The organism is Nocardia callitridis (genome assembly GCF_039543305.1).
Lineage (GTDB): Bacteria > Actinomycetota > Actinomycetes > Mycobacteriales > Mycobacteriaceae > Nocardia > Nocardia callitridis.
The window spans coordinates 861,667-883,296 of record NZ_BAABJM010000002.1; the positions used below are offsets into that span (position 1 = coordinate 861,667).

Genomic DNA, 21,630 nt, shown 5'->3' on the forward strand with positions numbered 1-21,630 from the left:
CTGCTTGGCTTATCCGGTGCAGATCGGTGATTGGTTGGTGCTGTTGACCGCGGCTACGGCGGCGGGCTGGGTCGATGCGGTGGTCGGTGGGGGTGGGTTGATCATTCTGCCGACCCTGCTGCTGGTTTCACCGGGTATCGCGCCGCAGACCGCCATCGGCACCAACAAGTGCGCCGCGATCGCCGGCACTGCCGCCTCGGTGATCACCTTCGCGCGCAAGGTGCCGATTCGCTGGCGAGTGATGGTGCCGTGTGCGGTGATCGCCGCGGTCACCGCGGGATTCGGCGCGGCGGCGGTGTCGTTGATCGATCGGGACCTGTTCATTCCGATCGTGATGGTGGTGTTGGTCGGGGTCGCGGTGTTTGTCACGCTGCGCCCGTCAATCGGGGTCACGCTGATCACGCACGAACCGTCGCGGCGGCGGTTTCTGCTGACGGTGGCGCTGTCCGCGGGCCTGATCGGTTGCTACGACGGCATTCTCGGGCCTGGCACCGGCACCTTCCTCATCATCACCTTCGCCACACTGCTCGGCACCGAGTTCGTCAGAGCCGCCGCGATGGCGAAGGTGATCAACTGTGGGTCGAATGTGGGCGCGCTGGTCTTCTTCGGCGCGACCGGCCACATTCTCTGGGCGCTCGGCGCGGCGATGGCGGTGGCGAACATATTCGGCGCGGTGATCGGCTCGCGGATGGCCTTGCGCAGAGGCTCCGGATTCGTGCGCGGTGTGCTGCTGGTGACGGTGGTGGTGATGGTGATCCGGTTGGGCTGGCAACAGTTCGGCTGATCAGCCCGCCACCACCGCGACGGCACGCGCGACCAGCAGCGTCAACGCCACAGCACCCACACATGCCACAGCGCCCAACACATCCCGACCCACACTCATCCGCACAACCATTGCGACCGGTCGCGGCGAACACGCCACACACCACCACCAGCGTCAACACCGCAACAACCGCACCCCACGAACCACACCCACCGCACAACCACCGTTGCGAACACGCCATGCATCACCACCAGCGTCAACACCGCAACAACCGCACCTCACGAAACATGCTCGTCCGCACCGCCGTAGCCACCGATCGCGGCGAACATGCCACGCGCCGTGGGCGTCTGGCCGAGCCGCTGGTCAGCTCGCCGATTGGTGGCGGGCCGCGGCCAACCACGGGCGCAGTACGTTCGCGGTGGTCTCGTGGATGCGCCGTTGCAGTCGTTCCCCGTCTTCGACACCGGCGGTCTGCTGTTGGAACACGACGGTCAGCGCGCCGGACACCGCGCCGACGACGGCACCGACGAGCGCGGCGGCGGCGACCTCGTCCAGTTCGGCGGGGAACGCGGCGTGCAACTGCTTGGCGATCTCGCGCTGGGTGACCAATTGCGCGTGTGCCGCACGGCCGCTCACCGCGGGCACGGTGCGCGAAACCTCCGCGCGCAGTGCGGCGATGCGGTCGTTGAGGTCGTCGATCAGGTGCTCGCCGGGGTTGTCACCGGCGGCGCGTAGGCCGCGCAGCAGCACCTCGACCGGACGCTCACCGTGGCGCCTGCTGGCGATCGCGGCGACCGCGGCACGGACCCGTTCGTCGGTCTCCGGGAACAGCAACTCTTCTTTGGTGGCGAAGTAATTGAAGAAGGTGCGAGTGCCGACCTCGGCGGCGGCGGCGATGTCGACAACCGTCGTCTGCTCGTAGCCTCGCGTCTCGAAGAGCTCGACTGCTGCCTCCAGCAGCGCCCTGCGGGTTCGTTCACGTTTGCGGTCACGGAGGACAGATGGCGGCACGCGGGCACAGTACGACACAGAAGGCGAATTACCCGGCAGGCTCGGGGTTTCGCGCGCGCCGAACCCGTGCCGATACCGCACGGTTCGGTGGTGGCGCCGTTGACTCGCGCGCGGTGCACGAAAGCAGTGACCGCGGTTATTCCGTACGTGCCACAACGCATTTCGTGCCTCGGGCGGTGCGCGGACAACAGTACCCCACCGGAGCCCGACGCCTCGTCGGTGCCGCTGGAACGGGTGAGCGGGTACGCGCCGGTAGTTTTCGCTGGCGTGGACGTCGACGAGATGCGGGACCAGAGCGCGGATGCGGGGCGAGAGCGTCGAACTCGCGCATCCCGGTGCGCGCGAACCTCGGCGTCGATTCATCGCGAACCCAACGGGCGTCCGGCCGCGCGAAATCTTCCCATGATCCGGTCGTGAACGCCGAGCTCGGCGAGAAGGATCAGCAAACAGCGGTCGAAATGGTGCGGGTGCGACGCAATCGGCTCGGCCGCGCGACAGCCGACCTCGGTCCTTGCCCATGAGACCTTCGGGAATCCGTGACCGGAGTCCCGGGCCCTCGATGCGGGTGATGGCGCTGCGCCCACACCCCCACCGACTATCCGTTCTACGCCCAACTCGCCCATCGTGTTTCGGCGTGTCACGGTGGCTCGGCGATCGCGGGCCCGACGGTGGGTGGATCGTCGACCCGGTCGCCGAGCGGGAACGATTGGTCGTCGCCGATATCGCCCTCGTCTATCGCCCCGTCGTCGTACGCGCAGAACGACAGAATCTCGATCCCACCGGTCGCTACGGCCGCGCAGTGTTCGGCCGCCACGTGGACCGCCGCCGCAACGCGCACGTCGAGTTCCGCGACGAGTGCTCGCCGGACTCGGCGGCGCTGCCGGGTGCCGCCCGGCCGCGGCCACCTAGTCTGCTGACCTATGGCACTCAGCGCGACACTGCACACCTTCGACGCCCAGCTGGCCGACGTCGACCGGGGCGTCTACGAAGACCTGGAGTTGCGGTTGGCGCGCCATCCCTCCGAGACGGCGGAGTTCATGGTCACTCGGCTGCTGGCCTACCTGCTCGAATACGAGGAGGGCATCACCTTCAGCGACGGCGGTGTGTCCTCGACCGACGAACCCGCGGTGCTGGTGCGCGACCTCACCGGACGCCTCACCACCTGGATAGAGGTGGGCGCCCCCGACGCCGAACGCCTGCACCGCGCCAGCAAACTCGCCGACCGCGTCGCGATCTATACCCACCGCGACCCCGCCAAGGTCCTCGGACCGTTGGCGGGCAAACGCATTCACCGCGCCGAGGCGATCCCGCTCTACAGTTTCGACCGAGCGTTCATCGACACCGCCGTCCGCGCGGTCGCGCGCCGCAATACCGTCACCTTGTCGGTGACCGAACGTTCGGCCTACCTGGAGATCAACGGGACCACCCTGAGCACGGCGGTGGAAGAACACGCGCTCGGGACGCGGCCCTAGCTTCCGGTCTGATCATCGATGGCGGCGTCGGCGGCATTCGCCTTGACCGACTCGATGCCCTTCTTGGCGGTGTCCGTGGTCGCGTAGGCCTGGCTCTGGGCGATGATCTCGCCGTTTCCCGCCTTCAACCGCCAACGGAACTTGTCGTTCGCGTCCTTGAACAGCTCGAACTTTCCTGCCATGAGGTGCCTCGTTTCTCTCGAATAGCTCGAACCGAAACGTCTGACAGTGGAAACGATACGACCCGGTGTTCTCGGCGGCTCATGAACCGACAGAAAGGGGCCTCGAGCCCGCCGCCTGCGATTCGGTATCGAGAATCGCGCATCATTCGGAGGCATTTCGGCTGTTCAGCGCGGGATGCGCACCGGAGGCCACGCACGCTGCCGGTGTGCGCCGTCGCGCGTTGTCGAAGTCGGTTCCCCTTCGGCCGACGCCGGAGCGAATCGTCCAGTCAGGTATGCGGCAACGAAGCCGCACACCATCCCCGGAAAAACAGCTGCGAGGAACTGTTCGCGGTCGTCGGCCGGCGCCGTACCGGCAGCGGGCACGCGGCCATCCTGAATCGTCGACAGCGACACCGGCGTCCCGCGACACAGGTCCGCGCCACCGGCTAGCGTAAAGCGGGTGAGCACCGGGACTTCCAGAGATGTGGACGCCGACTTCCTCGGACTTCCGTTGGCCGCGCTCGCCGATGCGGCGCTGTCGGCGGCGACGGCGGCGGGCGCGCAGCATGCCGACCTCCGGGTGCAGCGGCTGGTGACGCAGTCGATTCGATTGCGTGACGGCCGCGTCGAATCCGTCACCGACGACACCGAGATCGGCTTGGCCGTGCGCGTTGTCGTCGACGGCACGTGGGGTTTCGCCTCGCACGCCGCCCTCACCACCGAGGCGGCGGCGGAGGTGGCGCGGCGCGCGGTCACCGTCGCGACGACCTTGCGCGCGCTCAACCGTGAGCGCGTCGAGCTCGCCGACGAGCCACGGTACGACAACGCGCGGTGGGTCTCGGATTATGCGATCGACCCTTTCACGGTGCCGACCGCCGAGAAAGTCGCACTGCTTCAGGACTATTCGGGTCGGCTCTCGAACGCGGCGGGGGTCGACCATGTCGCCGCGGAAGTGTTGCAGGTGAAGGAGCAGAGCTTCTACGCCGACACGGCGGGCTCTTCGATCACCCAGCAGCGAGTGCGCCTGTTCCCCCATCTCACGGCCACCACCGTGGATTCCACGTCCGGGGTGTTCGAGACGATGCGCACGCTCGCCGCACCGGCGGGCCGCGGCTGGGAGTACGTCACCGGCGCGGACGACATCTGGGACTGGAACACCGAACTCGCTCGTATCCCGGAATGGTTGGCCGAGAAGGTTGTCGCGCCGTCCGTGCGGCCCGGTCCCACCGATCTGGTCATCGACCCGACCAATCTGTGGTTGACCATCCACGAGTCGATCGGGCATGCCACCGAGTACGACCGCGCGATCGGTTACGAGTCCGCCTACGCTGGAACGTCGTTCGCCACCCCCGACCAGCTCGGCACCCTGCGCTACGGCACGCCGATCATGCGTGTCACCGGCGACCGCACCCAGCAGCACGGACTGGCCAGCATCGGCTACGACGACGAAGGTGTCGCCGGTCAGAGCTGGGACCTCATCCGCGACGGCGTGCTCGTCGGCTACCAGCTCGACCGGGTATTCGCGCCGCGTCTGGGCCTGGCTCGATCCAACGGCTGCTCCTACGCCGACTCGCCGCACCACGTGCCGATCCAACGGATGGCGAACGTCTCGCTGCAACCCGATCCCGAGAACGACACCAGCACAGCGGAACTCATCTCCCGTGTGCAGGACGGTATCTACGTCGTCGGCGATCGGTCGTGGTCGATCGACATGCAGCGCTACAATTTCCAATTCACGGGGCAGCGCTTCTTCCGTATTCGCAACGGCGAACTCGACGGCCAATTACGTGACGTCGCCTATCAGGCTACGACCACCGATTTCTGGGGCTCCATGGAAGCGGTGGGCGGGCCGTCCACCTGGCAACTCGGTGGCGCGTTCAATTGCGGTAAGGCGCAGCCGGGGCAGGTCGCCTCGGTCAGCCACGGCTGTCCGTCGGTGCTGGTGCGCGGGGTCAATATTCTCAACACGCGGACGGAGGCCGGGCAGTGAGCGCGCAGATCATCGCGGCGGACGAGGTGGTGCGCCGCGCGCTGGCCGCCTCCCGCGCGGACGAGACGATCGTGCTGGTCACCGACGCGCACGAGGCGTCGCTGCGGTGGGCGGGTAATTCGATGACCACCAACGGTTCCTCGGTGGCCAGGTCGTGGTCGGTGGTGTCGATCTTCCGCGACACCGACGGGTCGGCCCGCGTCGCCACCATCGGCTCGACCAGTGTCGACCCGGACGACATCGACGGGGTGGTGCGCGCCAGCGAGGACGCCGCACGCGTCGCCGAACCGGCCACCGACGCGATGCCGTTGATCGAGGACACCTCCGCGAATGAACCGGACTGGGATGCCCCGGCGGGCAGCACCGGCATCGAGGTCTTCACCGAGCTGGCCGACGGCCTCGCCCCCGGATTCGATGCCGCCGACCGGCTCTACGGTTTCGCCCACCACCAGGTGCACACGACGTGGCTGGCCACCTCCACCGGAGTTCGGCGCCGCTTCGTGCAGCCCACCGGCTCGGTGGAGATCAACGGAAAGCGTGGCGACGGCGCGGATTTGGCGAGCGCGTGGGTGGGTGTCGGCACCCGCGACTTCGTCGGCGTCGATGTCTCCGGTCTGCTCGCCGAGCTGTCGCGGCGATTGGATTGGGCACGGCGCAGGGTGGCGCTGCCCGCGGGGCATTACGAGACCTTGATGCCGCCCTCTACGGTCGCCGACATGCTGATCTATCTGGCGTGGTCGATGGAGGGGCGTGGCGCACAGGAGGGACACAACGCCTTCGCACGGCCGGGCGGCACCCGAATCGGTGAGCGGCTCAACGACATTCCGCTCACCCTGTCGTCGGATCCGAGGGCGGTGGGCCTGGAGTACCGACCGTTCGTCGCGACACCCACCTCGTCGGAGGCGACGTCATTGTTCGACAACGGGCTGTGCACGCCCAAGGTCGACTGGTTGCGCGACGGTGTCGTCGAATCACTCATCTATCCCCGCGCCACCGCGGCCGAATTCGACACCACCGCCACGGTTCCCGGGCAAAACCTCCTGCTCACCGGCGGCACCGACGCCACGCTCGATGACATGATCGCGCGCACCGAGCGCGGACTCCTGCTGACCACGCTCTGGTATATCCGCGAGGTCGATCCCGCCAGCCTGCTGCTCACCGGCCTCACCCGCGACGGCGTCTATCTGGTCGAGAACGGCGAGGTGACGGCGGCGGTGAACAATTTCCGGTTCAACGAAAGCCCGATCGATCTGCTGCGCAGGACCACCGAGGTCGGCGCCACCGAGATCACCCTGCCACGGGAGTGGAAGGACTGGTTCAGCCGAACCGCCATGCCGCCCTTGCGCATTCCCGATTTCCACATGTCGTCGGTCAGCCAGGCGACCTGACCGGAGGGGCGCTGCCGACCGCGAAGCCCGAACAACGCACACACGCGGACGGACTACAGGACCACACGGACTCCCACCCACCGGACATTCGTCCCGCTTCGACGCGACCGTCCCGAGGTGCAGCACGACATTTTCCGCCGAAGACACACTCTCAGCGGAGCGTCAGATCCTGGAACTCGGACAACGGCCGAACACAGCGAGTTTCTTTCGGTGGGATCATCTTGCTGGTCGGATGGCGGCCGTCTGGCGAATCTCCGGCGGGCTTCGCCGAATTCGTCGTAGGCAGCACACACGAACTCACGCCGAACTCGATGTCGCAGCAGTGCGGATCGGAACACGCCAGCGCGAAGGTCGCGGGAAGAATTGTCGGAATCCAGGCCGGGGTGTGCCGCGAATCAGTGTGTCCCCGCGGTGATCTCGATGCCGATCGTGCCCGCCTTACCGCGACGCAGGTAGCTGCCGAAGATGATCGGCGGCCCGGCGAACCAGTACTTGCGCAGCAGCAGTTTGCGCACCTTGCGCGTCTCTTCGAGGTCGAGGAGGCGACCGGTGCCCGAGATCTGTTCACCTTTCGGCGTTCCCGAGGCGCTGCACGGTTGCAGTGTCACCGCGGGATTGCGGCGCAGCCGCTTCACCTTCCAGCTGTCGGTGACCGTCCACACGTAGAGTTTGTCGTTGTCGGACACCGCCCACACGGCGGTGCCGACCGGGGTGTCGTCTTTGCGAAACGTAGTCAGCAGCACGTATTCGGCGGTCGCGACGGCGCCGAGCGAGTTGGTCATGGCGGCCAGCGTAGTCAGTCGTCGGCCATCCGGTACTGCCCCGACCTCCCGCCGACGCACGAGCTGGGACATCATCGGTCGGCCCCTCGACCGCTGCCGTCACCGCGGTCCGGACGGAAGGTCAGACCCGTGTCAGCACCTGCGGCTCACCGTCGGTGATGGCGATGGTGTGTTCGGAGTGCGCGGTGCGTGAGCCGTCGGCCGAGCGGAGGGTCCAGCCGTCGGGGTCGGTGTAGATGCGGTCGGTGGTCGCGGCGAACCATGGCTCGATGGCCAACGCCAAGCCGGGGCGCAGACGGTATCCCCGGCCAGGACGACCGCGGTTGGCGACGTGCGGGTCCTCGTGCATGGTGCGGCCGAGACCGTGACCGCCGAATTCGGTGTTCACCGGGTAGCCGTAGTCGTCGGCGACCGCGGCGATGGCGGCCGAGAGGTCACCGAGGTGATTACCGGGATGCGCGACCGCGATCGCCGCGGCCAGGGCCTCCTCGGTGGCCCGCACCAGGCGCAGATCCGCCTCGGCCGCGGTGCCGACCACCACGCTGATCGCCGAGTCGGCGACCCAGCCGTCGACCTCCACCGCGAGGTCGATGGTCAGCAGGTCGCCATCGAGCAACCGGTAGTCGAAGGGCAGTCCGTGCAATACGGCGTCGTTCACCGACAAGCACACGGTGTTGCGGAATGGTCCTCGCCCGAACGACGGCGAGTAATCCCAGTAACACGACACCGCGCCGCGCTCTCGAATACGTTCGCGCACATGCGCTTCCAGATCCAGCAGGTTCACCCCTGGCTGCGCGCGCTCGCGTAGTTCCGCCAGCACCTGTCCCACGAAAATCCCCGCGACCCGCATCCGCGAGATCTCCTCGGGTGTCTTCAACTCGACCATCACCACTCCTCTTGGTATTTAAATACCGAGGCTAACAGGCGTGGGTATTTAAATACCAATCCGCCCGCGTAGCTTGCGGTATATAAATACCGATCGTAATCTGAACGTCATGGTTCGCCTCCCCCTGACGCCCGCACAGATCGAATCGGGCCGCCGCCTCGGCATTGCCCTGCGCACCGCCCGCGCCGAACGCGAGCTCACCGAAGTCGCCCGCGCGGCGAGCATGTCACCGGAGACCCTGCGCAAGATCGAGACCGGCCGGTTGCCCTCACCCTCGTTCGGCACCGTCGTCACGCTCTGCGGCGTCCTCGGCGTACCGTTGCAGGAATTGGCCGAGACCTGGCGCGGCGTCGGATTCGCCGAATCGGCCTGAGCCCGGCCGAGCAGATCACCTCGGCGGACCGCCAGTTCGGCCGCGACGACAATTGGGCTCGCGTCTATGCGTCGGCAAGGTCTCCGGTACGCGGCGCATACGGCCCTACTCGCGATGGTCACGACGGCACCCGACCAACCTCGCAGCGGGACCGCGCATGCGCTTTTGGCACAGAGGCTGCTGTGGCACAACCGAATTCATGGATGCCTCCCGGCACGGAGACGCCAGAGGTGATCTCGCCGAACAATCAGCCAGGCCGCCGCCGGCACCAGCGCTACTCGACACCTACCTTCGGCGCGACCGCGATCCCCACCGACCCCTTCGCACCACGCAGCAGCTTGTGCCCGAAGATGCCGATCTTGCCGACGAGCCCGTACTTGCGCGCCACGATCCCCCGCGTGCGCTCGGTGCCCTCGGCGTCGAGTACCTCGGCGGTCCCGGTCAGCACCGCACCGCCATCGGTACGCCCCCGGTTGTCGCACACCTGCACGGTGACCTCCGGGTTGCGGCGGATGCGCTTTACCTTCCAAGAATTCGGGTTGGTCCAGATCAGCATGCGGTCGCCGTCCGGCGCGACCCACACCGGCGTGCCCACCGACGAACCGTCCTTCTTGAAGGTGGTCAGCCGCACGTACTTCGCGTTGCTCAGCTCATTCCGCGTCATAGGGCAACGGTAGGCGGCCGGTAGCGCGCGGTCATCCGCCTCCCGACGCATTCTCCGCCTCCCCCCAGCGACGTAGCGATCCGTAGCTTCGCGGTAACTACTGGTCGCTCGCGCGACATCTGATCAGGTAACGGCTGCGGCATTTCCCCACGATTCGACCCCGCTGCGGCTAGCTTGGTGAGCGACACCTGCGAAGTCGACCGGTTCCACCGAGACGGAAGGGTTTCCTCACCAGTGATTGCCGAAGGTTCACCACCACCGCGCTGACCGCAGCGACGGCCAGCGACGCCGGGCGATCACGCCGCCCGCGTCACGCTCGACGTTTTCGCAGCCCTGCCTACAGCGTCGAGCGTCATCCGTAACGCAAGTCGGCACGCCCGAATGCGGCCGTTCACCGACCCCTCGGGCGACGAGTAAGGAGAGGAGCGCAATGTCTGGTCCGAACTACACCACCGACGACGCCGGTATTCCGGTGCCGAGCGACGAGCACTCGCTGACCGTCGGTCCCGATGGCCCGATCCTGCTACACGACGCCTACCTCATCGAGAAGATGGCGGCGTTCAATCGGGAGCGGGTACCCGAGCGCCAGCCGCACGCGAAGGGTGGCGGCGCGTTCGGCACCTTCGAGGTCACCGGTGACGTCAGCGGCTACACCAGGGCGGATCTGTTCCAGCCCGGGAAGAAGACCGAGGTGCTCGCCCGGTTCTCCACCGTCGCCGGGGAGCGTGGCAGCCCGGACACCTGGCGTGACCCACGTGGTTTCGCGTTGAAGTTCTACACCGAGCAGGGCAATTTCGACATGGTCGGCAACAACACGCCCGTGTTCTTCATGCGCGATCCGATGAAGTTCCAGGACTTCATTCGTTCGCAGAAGCGTCGCGCCGACAACAACCTGCGCGACCACGACATGCAGTGGGATTTCTGGACCCTGTCCCCCGAATCCGCGCACCAGGTCACCTGGTTGATGGGCGATCGTGGCATCCCACGCACCTGGCGTCACATGAACGGCTACTCCAGCCACACCTACCTCTGGTACAACCTCGCCGGCGAACGCTTCTGGGTGAAGTACCACTTCAAGACCGACCAGGGCGTCGAGTTCCTCACCCAGGAGGAGGGCGACCAGACCGCAGCCAGCGACACCGACTTCCACACCGGCGACCTGTGGCACGCGATCGAGCGCGGCGAGTTCCCCAGCTGGACGCTGCACATGCAGATCATGCCGTTCGAGGACGCGAAGACCTACCGGTTCAACCCTTTCGACCTCACCAAGGTGTGGCCGCACAGCGACTACCCGTTGATCGAGGTCGGCAAGATGACGTTGAACCGCAATCCCGCCGACTACCACACCGAGATCGAGCAGGCCGCGTTCGAACCGAGCAACTCGGTGCCAGGCACCGGCCCCAGCCCGGACAAGATGCTGCTCGGCCGTTGGTTCTCCTACCCCGACGCGCACCGGCACCGGATCGGCGCGAATTACAAAGAGCTGCCGGTGAATTCGCCGCACGCCAGCGAGGTCCGGTCCTACAGCAAGGACGGCCAGCTGCGCCACCACAACCCCGGCGATCCGGTGTACGTGCCGAACTCCAAGGGCGGCCCGCACGCCGACATGTCGGTTTCCGGTCCGCCGGTCGGCTGGCACACCGACGGTGAGATGGTGCGCCAGGCCTATACGCTGCGCGCACAGGACGACGACTGGGGTCAGGCGGGCACGATGGTGCGCGAGGTGCTCGATGACGCCGCACGCGATCGGCTGGTGCACAACATCGTCGGCCACCTCCTGCACGGTGTCTCCGAACCGGTGCTGACGCGTGCGTTCGAATACTGGCGCAACGTCGACGCGGATCTGGGCGGGCGCGTACAGGCGGGAGTGCGCGAGCAGCAGTAGCGCGAGCAGCAGTAGCTGGGCTCGCCCCCGCCCACGCGCCATGGCCGTCCGGTACGACGACACGCCCGCAGCGCGCGCCGCGGTGTCGATGGCCGAGTTAGGCTCGGCCGATCACGCACGCGGGCAGCGCACCGCAGGGACGCACCGTCCGCCGCGGTAGCGGACAAGCACGGACAACCGCGGACAATCACGCCGGATCGGCAGCGTCATCCGCCGATCGCGCCCTACCGTTGGCCGATCGGGCAACCCCCTGGACAACTGTTACACCGACCACGAAGCGAGTGTATCGATGATCCTTATGGCAGTTCACGAGGCTTTCGTCGCCCAGATCGGCAACCCGACCCCGGAGCCACCGCCCGGATCGGACAAGATCTTGCAGCTGGTCCGCTACCTCACCTGGTTCGTGCTGCTGTCCGGTATCTGTGGAATCACCTTCGCCGGTGGAACATTCGCCTGGGAGAAATGGAGCGGCGGCACATTGCATTCGCCGAAGATGATCGCGGGCGGCATGCTCGGCGGCGTGATAGCGACGAGCGCGGGAACGATCATGAATGCGGTGATCGGCGGCTGAGTGAAATACGAATTCGCCAAAATACGCTATTGATACCGGCTGACCTGATTCGGTCAGCCGGTATCAATATCTATCGATAAATAAAACGAGACCGCTCGAGCCGGGCCGTCGCGCTTACTGATTGGCGCCGATGATCCCGCCGATGACACCACCGACCAGGCAACCGGGGATGAACCCGATCACGAGGAACACCACACCGATCAACGCGCCGATCGCGCACCCGATCAACGCGCCCGCGGTGGTGGTGCCCGCGTCACCGAGGCATTCGACCGATCCGGGGCCACCGCGGCGGTGTAGGCGACCCCGCTGTCGACGCCACTGATCGAAGGACCCGCCACCTGCGCTTGGCCCGAGGCCGTGCCAGCGGCCACGCCGACCGCGGCGATCGTGAGCGCGGCGGTCGCTACCATTTTTTTGATCTTCATAGGATTACCCGATCTCCAGACATTTCGACTCGGCCTTTCCCCCGGAAATGGCCTTGGGGACATCAACAATGATGCACCCGCGTAGCGACAATTGTCGATACCTATTTCATGATCGAATTGTGTTGCAAGATCGAGTAATTCGAATTCCCCCCATAATTGGGGGGTTGTATTCGATCTACTCCAATTCCCCTTCGGTCTCCAGATAGACCTGCCGCAGCCGATCCAACGTCGCCTGTTCCGGTTGCTCCCACAGATTGCGCTCGGCCGCCTCCAGCAGCCGCTCGGTCATGCCGTGCAGCGCCCAGGGGTTGGACTGCTCCATGAACTTACGGTTCACCTCGTCGAATACGTAGCTCTCGGCAAGCTTCTCGTACATCCAGTCGGCGACCACATTGGTGGTCGCGTCATAGCCGAAGAGGTAGTCGACGGTCGCCGCCATCTCGAAGGCACCCTTGTAGCCGTGCCTGCGCATGGCCTCCAGCCAACGCGGATTCACCACGCGGGCACGGAAGACCCGCGCCGTCTCCTCCGACAGCGTGCGGGTGCGCACGGCGTCCGGGCGGGTGCTGTCGCCGATGTAGGCCTCCGGGTTCTTCCCGGTGAGCGCGCGCACCGTGGCGACCATGCCGCCGTGATACTGGAAGTAGTCGTCGGAATCGGCGATGTCGTGTTCGCGGGTGTCGGTGTTCTTGGCCGCCACCGCGATCCGGCGATAGGCGCCGCGCATATCGTCGGCGGCCGGGATACCGTCCAGGTCGCGGCCATAGGCGAAGCCGCCCCACGCGGTATACACCTCGGCCAGATCGTCATCGGTGCGCCAACTCTTGGCATCGATCAGCTGCAACAGCCCCGCGCCGTAGCTACCCGGCTTGGAACCGAAGATGCGGGTGGTGGCGCGGCGGGAGTCGCCGTGCTCGGCCAGATCGGCCCGCGCGTGCGCGCGCACATAATTCGCCTCGTCGGGCTCGTCGAGTTCGGCGACCAACACCACGGCGTCATCGAGCAGTGCGAGCACGTGCGGGAAGGCGTCGCGGAAGAACCCGCTGATGCGCACCGTGACATCGATGCGGGGACGACCCAGTTCGGCCGCGTCGACGACCTCGAGACTCACCACCCTGCGGCTGGCCTCGTCCCACACCGGCCGCACACCCAGCAGCGCGAGCACCTCCGCGATGTCGTCACCCGAGGTGCGCATGGCCGAGGTACCCCACACCGACAAGCCGACCGACCTCGGGTATTCGCCATGGTCGGCCAGGTAGCGCTCCAGCAGCGAATCCGCCATGGCCTGACCGGTTTCCCAGGCCAGACGCGAGGGCACAGATTTGGGGTCGACCGAGTAGAAATTGCGTCCCGTCGGCAACACGTTGATCAGCCCGCGCAGCGGCGAACCACTCGGGCCCGCGGGGATGAAACCGCCGTTGAGCGCGTGCAGCACGCGCGCGATCTCGACGCCGGTCTCCCGCAGGCGCGGGACCACCTCGGTGGCGGCGAAACGCAGCACCTGGCGCACGTTCTCCTCGTCGGTGAGGTCGGCTACCGCCGAGGGCGACCAGTTCGCCGCCTGCAATCCCGCGACCAGTTCCCGGGCCCGCGCTTCGGCAGCGTCCACGGATTCGCGTGCGGCGTCACCGGATTCGTCGAGCCCGAGTGCCTCGCGCAGACCAGGCACCGACCGCTCACCACCCCACAGCTGCCTGGCACGCAACATCGCCAGCACCAGGTCGAGTTCGGCCGCACCCACGGGCGCCTGCCCGAGGATGTGCAGCCCATCGCGGATCTGCACGTCCTTGATCTCACACAGCCAGCCGTCGACGTGCAACAGCATGTCGTCGAACACCTCTTCGTCGGGGCGTTCGGCGAGGCCGAGATCGTGATCCATCTTCGCCGCGCGCATCAGCGTCCAGATCTGCTGGCGGATGGCGGGCAGTTTCGCGGGGTCGAGCGCGGAGATATTGGCGTGCTCGTCGAGTAATTGCTCCAGCCGCGCGATATCGCCGTAGCTTTCGGCGCGTGCCATCGGCGGGATCAGGTGGTCCACCAGGGTGGCGTGCGCGCGACGCTTGGCTTGCGTGCCCTCGCCGGGATCGTTGACGAGGAACGGGTAGATCAGCGGCAACTCACCCAACGCCGCGTCGGTGCCGCAGGAGGCCGACATGCCGAGGGTTTTGCCAGGCAGCCATTCCAGGTTGCCGTGCTTGCCCAGGTGCACCATCGCGTCGGCCGCGAAACCCGCCGGGGCACTGAGCCAGCGATAGGCGGCCAGGTAGTGGTGGCTCGGCGGCAAATCGGGATCGTGGTAGATGGCGACCGGGTTCGCACCGAAGCCGCGCGGCGGCTGCACCATCAGCACCACATTGCCGAAACGCAAAGCGGCGATCACGATCTCGCCCTTCGGGTCGGCGGAGCGATCCACGTACTGCTCGCCCGGCGGCGGCCCCCACGCCTCGATCACCGCCGCGCGCAGATCCTCGGGCAGGGTGTCGAACCATGCGGCGTACTCTTCGGCGCCGATGCGAATCGGGTTGCCTTCCAACTGCTGCGCGCTCAGCCAGTCCTGGTCCTGCCCGCCCGCCGCGATCAGCGCGTGAATGAGCGCGTCGCCGTCGCGCTCCTCCAGACCGGGAATCTCGCCCGGCTCGCCGAGATAGTAACCCGCCGAACGCATCTCGGTGAGCAGTCGAATCGCGCTGGCCGGGGTGTCCAGGCCGACCGCGTTACCGATGCGCGCGTGCTTGGTCGGATAGGCCGAGAGCATGAGCACCACCCGCTTGCGCTCGGCCGGAATGTGACGAAGGCGCGCGTACCGCACCGCGATGCCCGCCACCCGTGCGGCTCGCTCAGGATCGGGCACGTAGGTGGACAGCCCGTCGGCGTCGAACTCCTTGAACGAGAACGGCACCGTGATGATGCGGCCGTCGAACTCCGGCACCGCCACCTGCGTGGCGACGTCGAGTGGCGAAAGCCCGTCGTCGTTGGCGGCCCACTGCGCCCGTCCACTGGTCAAGCAAAGGCCTTGCAGGATAGGCACGTCCAGGTCCGCCAGCACGCCGACGTCCCACGCTTCGTCCTCGCCACCCGCCGAGGCGGTAGCCGGTTTGGTTCCGCCCGCCGCCAGCACGGTGACCACCAGTGCATCGGCCCGACGCAGTGTGTCGATCAGCTCCGGCTCCGCCGTGCGCAGCGAGGCGCAATACAACGGCAGTGCCCGCGCACCCGCCTGCTCGACAGCCAGGCACATGGCCTCGATGTAGGTGGTATTGCCCGCCAAATGCTGTGCGCGGTAATAGATCACCGCGACGGTGGGGCGGTCGACCTCGTGCGGCGCCGCCGCACGCTCGAGCTCGCCCCAGCTCGGCAACTGCACCGGCGGCTCGAAACCGTGGCCGGTGAGCAACACGGTGTCGGACAGGAAGTTGTACAGCTGACGCAGATTGTCCGCACCACCCGCGGCGAGGTAGTTGTGCGCGTCCGCGGCGACACCGCCCGGCACGGTGGAACACTCCATCAATTCCGCGTCCGGCGCGAGTTCACCGCCGAGCGCGACCATCGGGACGCCGCTCGCGCGCACCGCGTCCAACCCCGGTTCCCATGCTCGTTTACCGCCGAGAATGCGCACGATCACCAACTCGGCGCCGTCGAGCAAGGCGGGCAGGTCCTCCACCAACAGTCGGGCGGGATTGCCCCACCGGTAGCGTGCGCCGCTCGCGCGCGCGCTCAGCAGATCGGTGTCGGAGGTGGACAGCAGCAAAATCACAGGTGACGGCCTTCCTCGGGTTACGCGCCCATCGGGGGTTGCTGCTCGCCGGAGAGGGTCTGGCTGTTCACAGTGGCGCGACCGCACCGGATTTACACCGGTTTCCTCGTCGCCCGCCGAGCACGGCAGATGCTACCCGTCGGCCCGCGGTGCCCGATCCGCCTGCCCACCACGCACCGATCGCGCGGCGAGGAAGTCATCGACGATCCGCGCGCAATCGGCGGGCGTCGTCGGGGAGATGCCGAGCAGCCGCACGAACACGATCGGGCCGATGAGCTGCGACAATACCTGGGTGGTGTCGAATTCGCCGAGCTGGTCACGCACCTCGGGAGCATCGAAGAGCTGATCGAAGGGCACGCGGTATTGCTCGATGAGCCGTTGCCGCAGCACCGTCAGTTCACTCACGTCGCCGGTGTCGGTGCCCTCGCCCGTCGCGAGCCACGCCAACGTCGAGATCTGGAGGGGCACGTTGTCGACCACCTCGGCCTGTCGAACCAGCAGATCGATCAACCGTTCGCGTAGCGGGCCCTGCGGCGCCGGCTCGATACCGGGGGGCAGCAGGCGTTCCAGCGTGGCGGCGCGCAGCCGGACGACGCTGTCGAAGTGCCGGTAGAGAGTCGTGCGGGCGACCTTCGACATGCGGGTGACCGCCTCGATCGTCACCGCTTCCACCCCACCGGATGTCAGCAAGCTCGCGGCGGCGTCGAGCAGCCTGGTACGCGAGCGCGCCTTGCGTGGATCCATGTCGGCTGCACCGGTCATGGTCATGAGTTGCGCCGGTCCCCTCTCGAACTCGCCTGCGTCTGTTGTTGTTCCGCGACTTATGATACTGATAGTAGCGTAGCGATACTGATAGTCCTGTTAGCTCTGTCATGGTACTTCGGAGGCTCGATGGAACTCACCACGACCCGCCTCTCCGCCACGCAACGGTGGACGCTCGTCGTCGCCAGTCTCGCGGTGACACTGGTGATCGCGTCGATGGCGGCGCTCTACACAGCCCTCCCGGAGATCGCGGGCGCGACCGGCTCCACCCAGAAGGAGCTGACCTGGATCATCGACGGCTACACCCTGGCGCTGGCCTGCCTGGTACTGCCCGCCGGCGCGCTCGGCGACCGCTACGGACGCCGTGTCGTACTGATCGTGGGACTCTGCGTGTTCGCGGCCGCGTCTTCGGTGCCGTTGCTCGTCAACGATCCGACCTGGCTGATCGGCACCCGCGCGCTCGCCGGTGCGGGCGCCGCGTTCGTGATGCCATCGACGCTGTCACTGCTCACCGCGAGCTTTCCCGAGGAGCGCCGAGGCGGCGCCATCGGCCTGTGGGCGGGAATGGCCGGCGCCGGAGCCATTCTCGGCATCATCGGTTCGGGGCTCCTGCTCGAATACTGGTCGTGGACGTCGATCTTCCTCGGTATGTCGCTAGCCGGATTGGCACTGCTCGCGGCCGCGTTCACGGTCCCCGAGTCGGTCGATGAACAACGACCGGCATTGGATCTGTGGGGTTCGGCCGCGGTCGCCGCCGCTGTCGGATTGGTCGTGGTGGCCGCGATCGAGGCGCCGACACGGGGATGGCTGTCGCCGGTGGTGCTCGGCGGATTCCTCGGCGGCGCGGTGGCCGCGGGGTTGTTCGTGTGGATCGAATCGCGGGTCGCCCATCCGCTGCTGGATATCAAGTTGTTCGCCGAACGCGGCTTCGGCAGCGGCACCATGGTGGTCACCATCCAGTTCATGGTGAGCTTCGGCAGCTTCATGGTGATCGTCCAGTTCCTTCAGCTCATCCTGGGTTATCGACCACTGATCTCTGCCGTGGTATTGGCACCGATGATGGTGCCCATGGTCCTCATCGCGGTGTTCATCCCCCGATTCGCCGAGCGTTTCGGGCCCCGCTTGCCGATGAGCATCGGCCTGGCGGTGATCGGCATCTCGTTTCTCACCCTGGCGCGCCTCGACATCCACAGCACCTATTTCGACCTGCTGTGGTCGCTGCTGATCATGAGCGCCGGCGTCGGCCTGTGCACCTCGCCCGCCACGGCGGCGATCGTCACCGGCACCCCGGTCGAGAAGCACGGTGTCGCGGCGGCCGTGAACGACGCCGCCCGCGAGATCGGCGCCGCGATCGGCATCGCGGTCGCGGGCAGCATCTTGGCCGCCGGGTACAGCCATCGGATCGCACCAGCGCTGCCGTTGGTACCCGAGGCCGCACGGGGGCCGGTCGGCGACTCGCTCGCCGCCACCCTGGAAATCACCGGTCGAATCGGGCCCGCGGGCGACCAACTCGCCGAACTCGCCAAGATCTCCTTCCTCCACGGCGCGGGCCAAGCCGCGATCGCGCTAGGCATCTGCGCCTTGGCCGCCGCCGCAGTGGTCGCATTCTGGGCGCCAGGACGCAGGCGCGAACCGGATGCGTCGGCGAAATCCGATGCTTCCCAGGTGGATTCCGCGAAGGCTCCGGTCCCGAACTGACGCGTCGACGGTTGCTGACCACCGCGGTCGGCGCCCAGCACCGCGATCAGCCAGCAGCCGCCCGACACCACCTCGGGGAGCCGAACCGAACGACGCGATATTCGGCGGTCGCGACATCGCCGGCGCCGATGCTTCTGACGTCGGCGTCAACTGGTGATATTCGATGCCCGGTCCGGTTCTTCGCCTGCGAGGATGTCCTCGCAGGATGGCCAGAAGGCGGTGTCACAGGTATCGGCACCCCCTCTCGGCCGCCGATGGTCACTACCAGCTGTTCTGGCTGGGCGGCACAACAGGCTCTGCCGATCGGCGAGTGAGCCAGGTGATCGTCGCCGGTGCGCGATGGGGGCCCCCGGCCGGGCGACGGCGAGCTAGTTGCGAATAACCAACCAACTGGTCTATTTGTGACTTGTAACACACTTATCCCTATTCGCTATAGGAAGGTCGAGGGGTCCGGCCGGACAGCGCGGCCTCGCTGTCGCCAAGCGGAAGGAGTGTCGTGAACACACCACCCCCACAACAACCATGGCCGCCGGACCGACAGCCGCCGCCACCCTACGGACCCGGATATCAGGGCTATCCCGGATACCCGCCACCCCCGCAACCACCCAGGCGCCGAATGTGGCCGTGGGTGTTGTTCGCGCTGTTCGGGGTGTTCGTGCTGGCCTGCGTCGGCTGCGTGGCCTTCGTGTCGAATGTGTTCGACGAGACTTCGAGCGTCAGTACCGGCTCCGCCAGCACCGCGCCAGCTGGCAGCGAGGTCGAAGACGGGAAATTCGCTTTCCAGATCACCCAGGTCGACCCACCGTCGACCACCGTCGGCGACAACGCCTACACGCAACAGTCAGCGCAGGGGCAGTTCATCGTCGTCCACGTGAATGTCGCGAATATCGGCGGCGAACCACAGAGCTACTTCGGCGAAAACCAGACCTTGATCGACGCCAGCGGTCGCGAATTCACCAACAGCACCGGCGCCGAGCTGGCCGCCAACGACAACAGCACGCTCAGTGAGATCAATCCCGGGAACAAGGTCACCACCGCGATCGTCTTCGACGTACCGCCGGGAACCGCTCCTGCGGCTGTGGAATTCCACGATTCGATGTTCTCCGGTGGTACGCGTGTGGCGCTGAACTGAACCAACTCTTGGCCGGTTCTCGCGTCGGGCACCGACCTGCGTCGGCCTCCCGCACGACGCTTCGACGGCTGGAGTCGCACGGACTCGTCGGCCGCCACGCGTTCACCGAGGTAGTGTCGCCGCGCGTGGAGTACGAGCTCACGGAACTCGGGGCGAGGTTGATCGATCCCATCCACACATCGACCGAGTGGGCGAGGGCGGACGGCGACGCGGTCCGCGCTGCCCTCGACGCGAATTCCGCGACGGTCACCGTCTCTCGGGCGGGACCCGGATCCGGCGCTGGTTGCCATACGTTCGGGACCGCAGGATGCGCGACGCTGCGGGCGCATCCGTAAACTGGTCGCGATATGACGCGCGGAGACCTCGATTCCTGCCCCGGTGTGCTGCGACTGCACGCCGCGGCCGACGGTCCGTTGGCGCGGATTCGGCTGCCGGGTGGCAGGCTCGAATCGGCGCAGGTGCGGGTGCTCGCCGAGGCCGCGGATGAGCTCGGGAACGGGTTCATCGAGCTCACGTCCAGGGGAAATGTTCAGCTCAGGCAGGTGAGCGACGCGCGAGAGTTGACCGATCGGCTGGATGCCGTCGGGTTGTTGCCGAGCCACACCCACGAGCGGGTGCGCAATATCGCTTCCTCACCGCTGTCGGGTCTTGTCGGATCGCTCGCGGATGTGCGCGGGCTTCTCACCGAGTTCGATGCCGCGTTGCTCGCCGACCCCACCCTGGCCGAGCTCCCCGGACGACTCCTGTTCACCCTCGACGACGGGCGCGGCGATGTCAGCGCCCTCGACGGCGATATCGGCGTACAAGCCACCGGCGCAAGCGAATTCGCCCTCCTGCTCGGCGGTTCCGATACCGGGGTCCGACTTCCGGCCGACGAGGCCGTCGAGGTGCTGCTCGCGGCAGCGCGTGCCTTTCTCGCTGTGCGCGGCAAGCACACCGAACAGTGGCGGGTGCGTGATCTCGCTGACGGCGTACCTCGCCTGTTGGCGAAGCTCGGACGCACAGCCGCCGCGCACCCGGCCGCTCCGTCGCCGGCACCCGCCGCGCCGATCGGTTGGCTGGATCAGGACGACGGCGCGGTCGCCCTCGGCGCGGGCGTCCGATTCGGTGCGCTCCCCGCACGCACCGCCCTGTTCCTGTCCGCCATCGAACGAACCGTCATCGTCACCCCGTGGCGCGGCCTCCTCGTCACCGACCTGACCGAGTCCGTCGCCGAACAGGTGGTACGCGTCCTCGCCCCTATGGGCCTGATCTTCGACGCGGAGTCGCCGTGGCTGCTGGTCAGCGCCTGCGTCGGCCAGCCCGGCTGCGCGAAGGCATTGACCGATGTCCGCGCGGACGCCGCACGCGCCGTCGAAACCGGCCGCGTCCAACCAGCAGACACCACCGCCATCGCAGGGCCGACTACGACCACACACCAAGCGCTTTCGACCCAACCAACGGCAACCTCCGAGCCGATAGCCTTCGGCCGCCAACACTGGTCAGCGTGCCCCCGCCACTGCGGCCAACCCGCCACCCCCACCATCAACATCACCGCCACCCCCGACGGCTACACCATCACACCCCCGAATAGCTCACCAAAACTCCCCGCACCCAGCACCTCGGGTTCGAACATTCGCCAACACTCCCCTTCCGCACACAGTCCTGACCTCGAGCGACCCCGGAGCAGCACTTCGCCTGCCGCACCTTGACCGCGGCGATCCGGCTCGATGGTCACCGGCACGAAAACCACGGACTCGGCGGGCAACCGGGTGATTCGCGTCGACACGCCCATGTTCATCCGGCCGATCCCACGTGTGCTTTGCGCACTGCGGCTCGCAGCTGACGCAGAAGTTCTTCCGACGTGGCGTCGGCCCCCAACCACTCACGCCCAGCGACAGCCCACGTCTCTATCAGCACCCGAGGCCACA

General features: G+C 67.0%; 20 protein-coding genes and 1 riboswitch. Of the genes, 11 read left to right on the forward strand and 9 right to left on the reverse strand.

The annotated features are described in order from the left end of the window. Positions 1–16 precede the first annotated feature (16 nt). On the forward strand, positions 17–784 hold the full coding sequence (locus ABEA50_RS12715; protein ID WP_345495508.1) for a TSUP family transporter: 768 nt from the start codon (positions 17–19) through the stop codon (positions 782–784). A gap of 342 nt (positions 785–1,126) precedes the next feature. Here ABEA50_RS12715 and ABEA50_RS12720 read toward each other — a convergent pair whose 3' ends face one another. Both ABEA50_RS12720 and ABEA50_RS12725 read right to left on the reverse strand, forming a co-directional pair. Then, a complete protein-coding gene (locus tag ABEA50_RS12720; protein ID WP_345495509.1) occupies positions 1,127–1,774 on the reverse strand; it encodes a TetR/AcrR family transcriptional regulator in 648 nt (215 codons plus the stop codon). A 637-nt stretch (positions 1,775–2,411) separates the two neighbouring features. Further along, positions 2,412–2,612: a hypothetical protein gene (locus tag ABEA50_RS12725; protein ID WP_345495510.1), complete on the reverse strand. Its 201-nt coding sequence runs from the start codon at positions 2,610–2,612 to the stop codon at positions 2,412–2,414. Between the two features lie 82 nt (positions 2,613–2,694). Here ABEA50_RS12725 and ABEA50_RS12730 point away from each other — a divergent pair, with 82 nt between their 5' ends. Next, positions 2,695–3,246, forward strand: coding sequence for a YaeQ family protein (locus tag ABEA50_RS12730; RefSeq protein ID WP_345495511.1), 552 nt, complete (start codon positions 2,695–2,697; stop codon positions 3,244–3,246). Here ABEA50_RS12730 and ABEA50_RS12735 read toward each other — a convergent pair. Next, positions 3,243–3,428, reverse strand: a complete 186-nt coding sequence (locus tag ABEA50_RS12735) for a YegP family protein (protein ID WP_345495512.1) — start codon at positions 3,426–3,428, stop codon at positions 3,243–3,245. The two genes, ABEA50_RS12730 and ABEA50_RS12735, sit on opposite strands and share 4 nt — an antisense overlap. A 442-nt stretch (positions 3,429–3,870) precedes the next feature. Between ABEA50_RS12735 and ABEA50_RS12740 the strand changes: the two genes are divergently transcribed. Together ABEA50_RS12740 and ABEA50_RS12745 are read left to right on the forward strand one after the other, a co-directional pair. Then, on the forward strand, positions 3,871–5,400 hold the full coding sequence (locus ABEA50_RS12740) for a TldD/PmbA family protein (protein WP_345495513.1): 1,530 nt from the start codon (positions 3,871–3,873) through the stop codon (positions 5,398–5,400). A gap of 8 nt (positions 5,401–5,408) precedes the next feature. Further along, positions 5,409–6,788, forward strand: coding sequence for a metallopeptidase TldD-related protein (locus tag ABEA50_RS12745; RefSeq protein ID WP_345496544.1), 1,380 nt, complete (start codon positions 5,409–5,411; stop codon positions 6,786–6,788). A 395-nt stretch (positions 6,789–7,183) separates the two neighbouring features. On the opposite strand, the gene ABEA50_RS12750 is transcribed toward ABEA50_RS12745, so the two are convergent. After that, positions 7,184–7,570 (reverse strand): PPOX class F420-dependent oxidoreductase, encoded by a 387-nt coding sequence (locus ABEA50_RS12750; RefSeq protein WP_345495514.1) that lies wholly within the window; start codon positions 7,568–7,570, stop codon positions 7,184–7,186. A gap of 121 nt (positions 7,571–7,691) precedes the next feature. After that, on the reverse strand, positions 7,692–8,456 hold the full coding sequence (map, locus tag ABEA50_RS12755; protein ID WP_345495515.1) for a type I methionyl aminopeptidase: 765 nt from the start codon (positions 8,454–8,456) through the stop codon (positions 7,692–7,694). Positions 8,457–8,565: 109 nt separating this feature from the next. Here map and ABEA50_RS12760 point away from each other — a divergent pair, with 109 nt between their 5' ends. Continuing rightward, positions 8,566–8,829: a helix-turn-helix transcriptional regulator gene (locus ABEA50_RS12760; protein WP_345495516.1), complete on the forward strand. Its 264-nt coding sequence runs from the start codon at positions 8,566–8,568 to the stop codon at positions 8,827–8,829. A 274-nt stretch (positions 8,830–9,103) separates the two neighbouring features. Here ABEA50_RS12760 and ABEA50_RS12765 read toward each other — a convergent pair whose 3' ends face one another. After that, positions 9,104–9,493 carry a PPOX class F420-dependent oxidoreductase gene (locus ABEA50_RS12765; RefSeq protein ID WP_345495517.1) on the reverse strand — a complete coding sequence of 130 codons (390 nt, stop codon included), beginning with the start codon at positions 9,491–9,493 and terminating at the stop codon, positions 9,104–9,106. Positions 9,494–9,923: 430 nt separating this feature from the next. Between ABEA50_RS12765 and ABEA50_RS12770 the strand changes: the two genes are divergently transcribed. Both ABEA50_RS12770 and ABEA50_RS12775 read left to right on the forward strand, forming a co-directional pair. Beyond that, positions 9,924–11,378 (forward strand): catalase, encoded by a 1,455-nt coding sequence (locus ABEA50_RS12770; protein ID WP_345495519.1) that lies wholly within the window; start codon positions 9,924–9,926, stop codon positions 11,376–11,378. Between the two features lie 289 nt (positions 11,379–11,667). Further along, positions 11,668–11,949: a hypothetical protein gene (locus ABEA50_RS12775; protein ID WP_345495520.1), complete on the forward strand. Its 282-nt coding sequence runs from the start codon at positions 11,668–11,670 to the stop codon at positions 11,947–11,949. A 224-nt stretch (positions 11,950–12,173) separates the two neighbouring features. On the opposite strand, the gene ABEA50_RS12780 is transcribed toward ABEA50_RS12775, so the two are convergent. From ABEA50_RS12780 to ABEA50_RS12790, 3 genes are all read right to left on the reverse strand, one after another. Continuing rightward, on the reverse strand, positions 12,174–12,359 hold the full coding sequence (locus tag ABEA50_RS12780) for a hypothetical protein (RefSeq protein ID WP_345495522.1): 186 nt from the start codon (positions 12,357–12,359) through the stop codon (positions 12,174–12,176). Positions 12,360–12,549: 190 nt separating this feature from the next. Continuing rightward, entirely contained in the window at positions 12,550–16,128 is a 3,579-nt protein-coding gene (gene cobN / locus ABEA50_RS12785; protein WP_345495523.1) for a cobaltochelatase subunit CobN, read from the reverse strand. A gap of 33 nt (positions 16,129–16,161) precedes the next feature. Next, a riboswitch (cobalamin riboswitch) is annotated at positions 16,162–16,284 on the reverse strand. Continuing rightward, entirely contained in the window at positions 16,261–16,890 is a 630-nt protein-coding gene (locus ABEA50_RS12790; protein ID WP_345495524.1) for a TetR/AcrR family transcriptional regulator, read from the reverse strand. Its footprint overlaps the riboswitch before it by 24 nt. A 129-nt stretch (positions 16,891–17,019) precedes the next feature. Here ABEA50_RS12790 and ABEA50_RS12795 point away from each other — a divergent pair, with 129 nt between their 5' ends. The 4 genes from ABEA50_RS12795 to cobG all read left to right on the forward strand — a co-directional run bounded on the left by ABEA50_RS12795 (position 17,020) and on the right by cobG (position 21,411). Next, positions 17,020–18,588, forward strand: a complete 1,569-nt coding sequence (locus tag ABEA50_RS12795) for an MFS transporter (protein WP_345495525.1) — start codon at positions 17,020–17,022, stop codon at positions 18,586–18,588. Between the two features lie 496 nt (positions 18,589–19,084). Beyond that, positions 19,085–19,720, forward strand: a complete 636-nt coding sequence (locus ABEA50_RS12800; protein WP_345495526.1) for a DUF4352 domain-containing protein — start codon at positions 19,085–19,087, stop codon at positions 19,718–19,720. Positions 19,721–19,728: 8 nt separating this feature from the next. Next, positions 19,729–20,055, forward strand: coding sequence for a winged helix-turn-helix transcriptional regulator (locus tag ABEA50_RS12805; RefSeq protein WP_345495527.1), 327 nt, complete (start codon positions 19,729–19,731; stop codon positions 20,053–20,055). A 12-nt stretch (positions 20,056–20,067) separates the two neighbouring features. Continuing rightward, positions 20,068–21,411, forward strand: a complete 1,344-nt coding sequence (cobG, locus tag ABEA50_RS12810; RefSeq protein WP_345495528.1) for a precorrin-3B synthase — start codon at positions 20,068–20,070, stop codon at positions 21,409–21,411. Positions 21,412–21,630 lie beyond the last annotated feature (219 nt).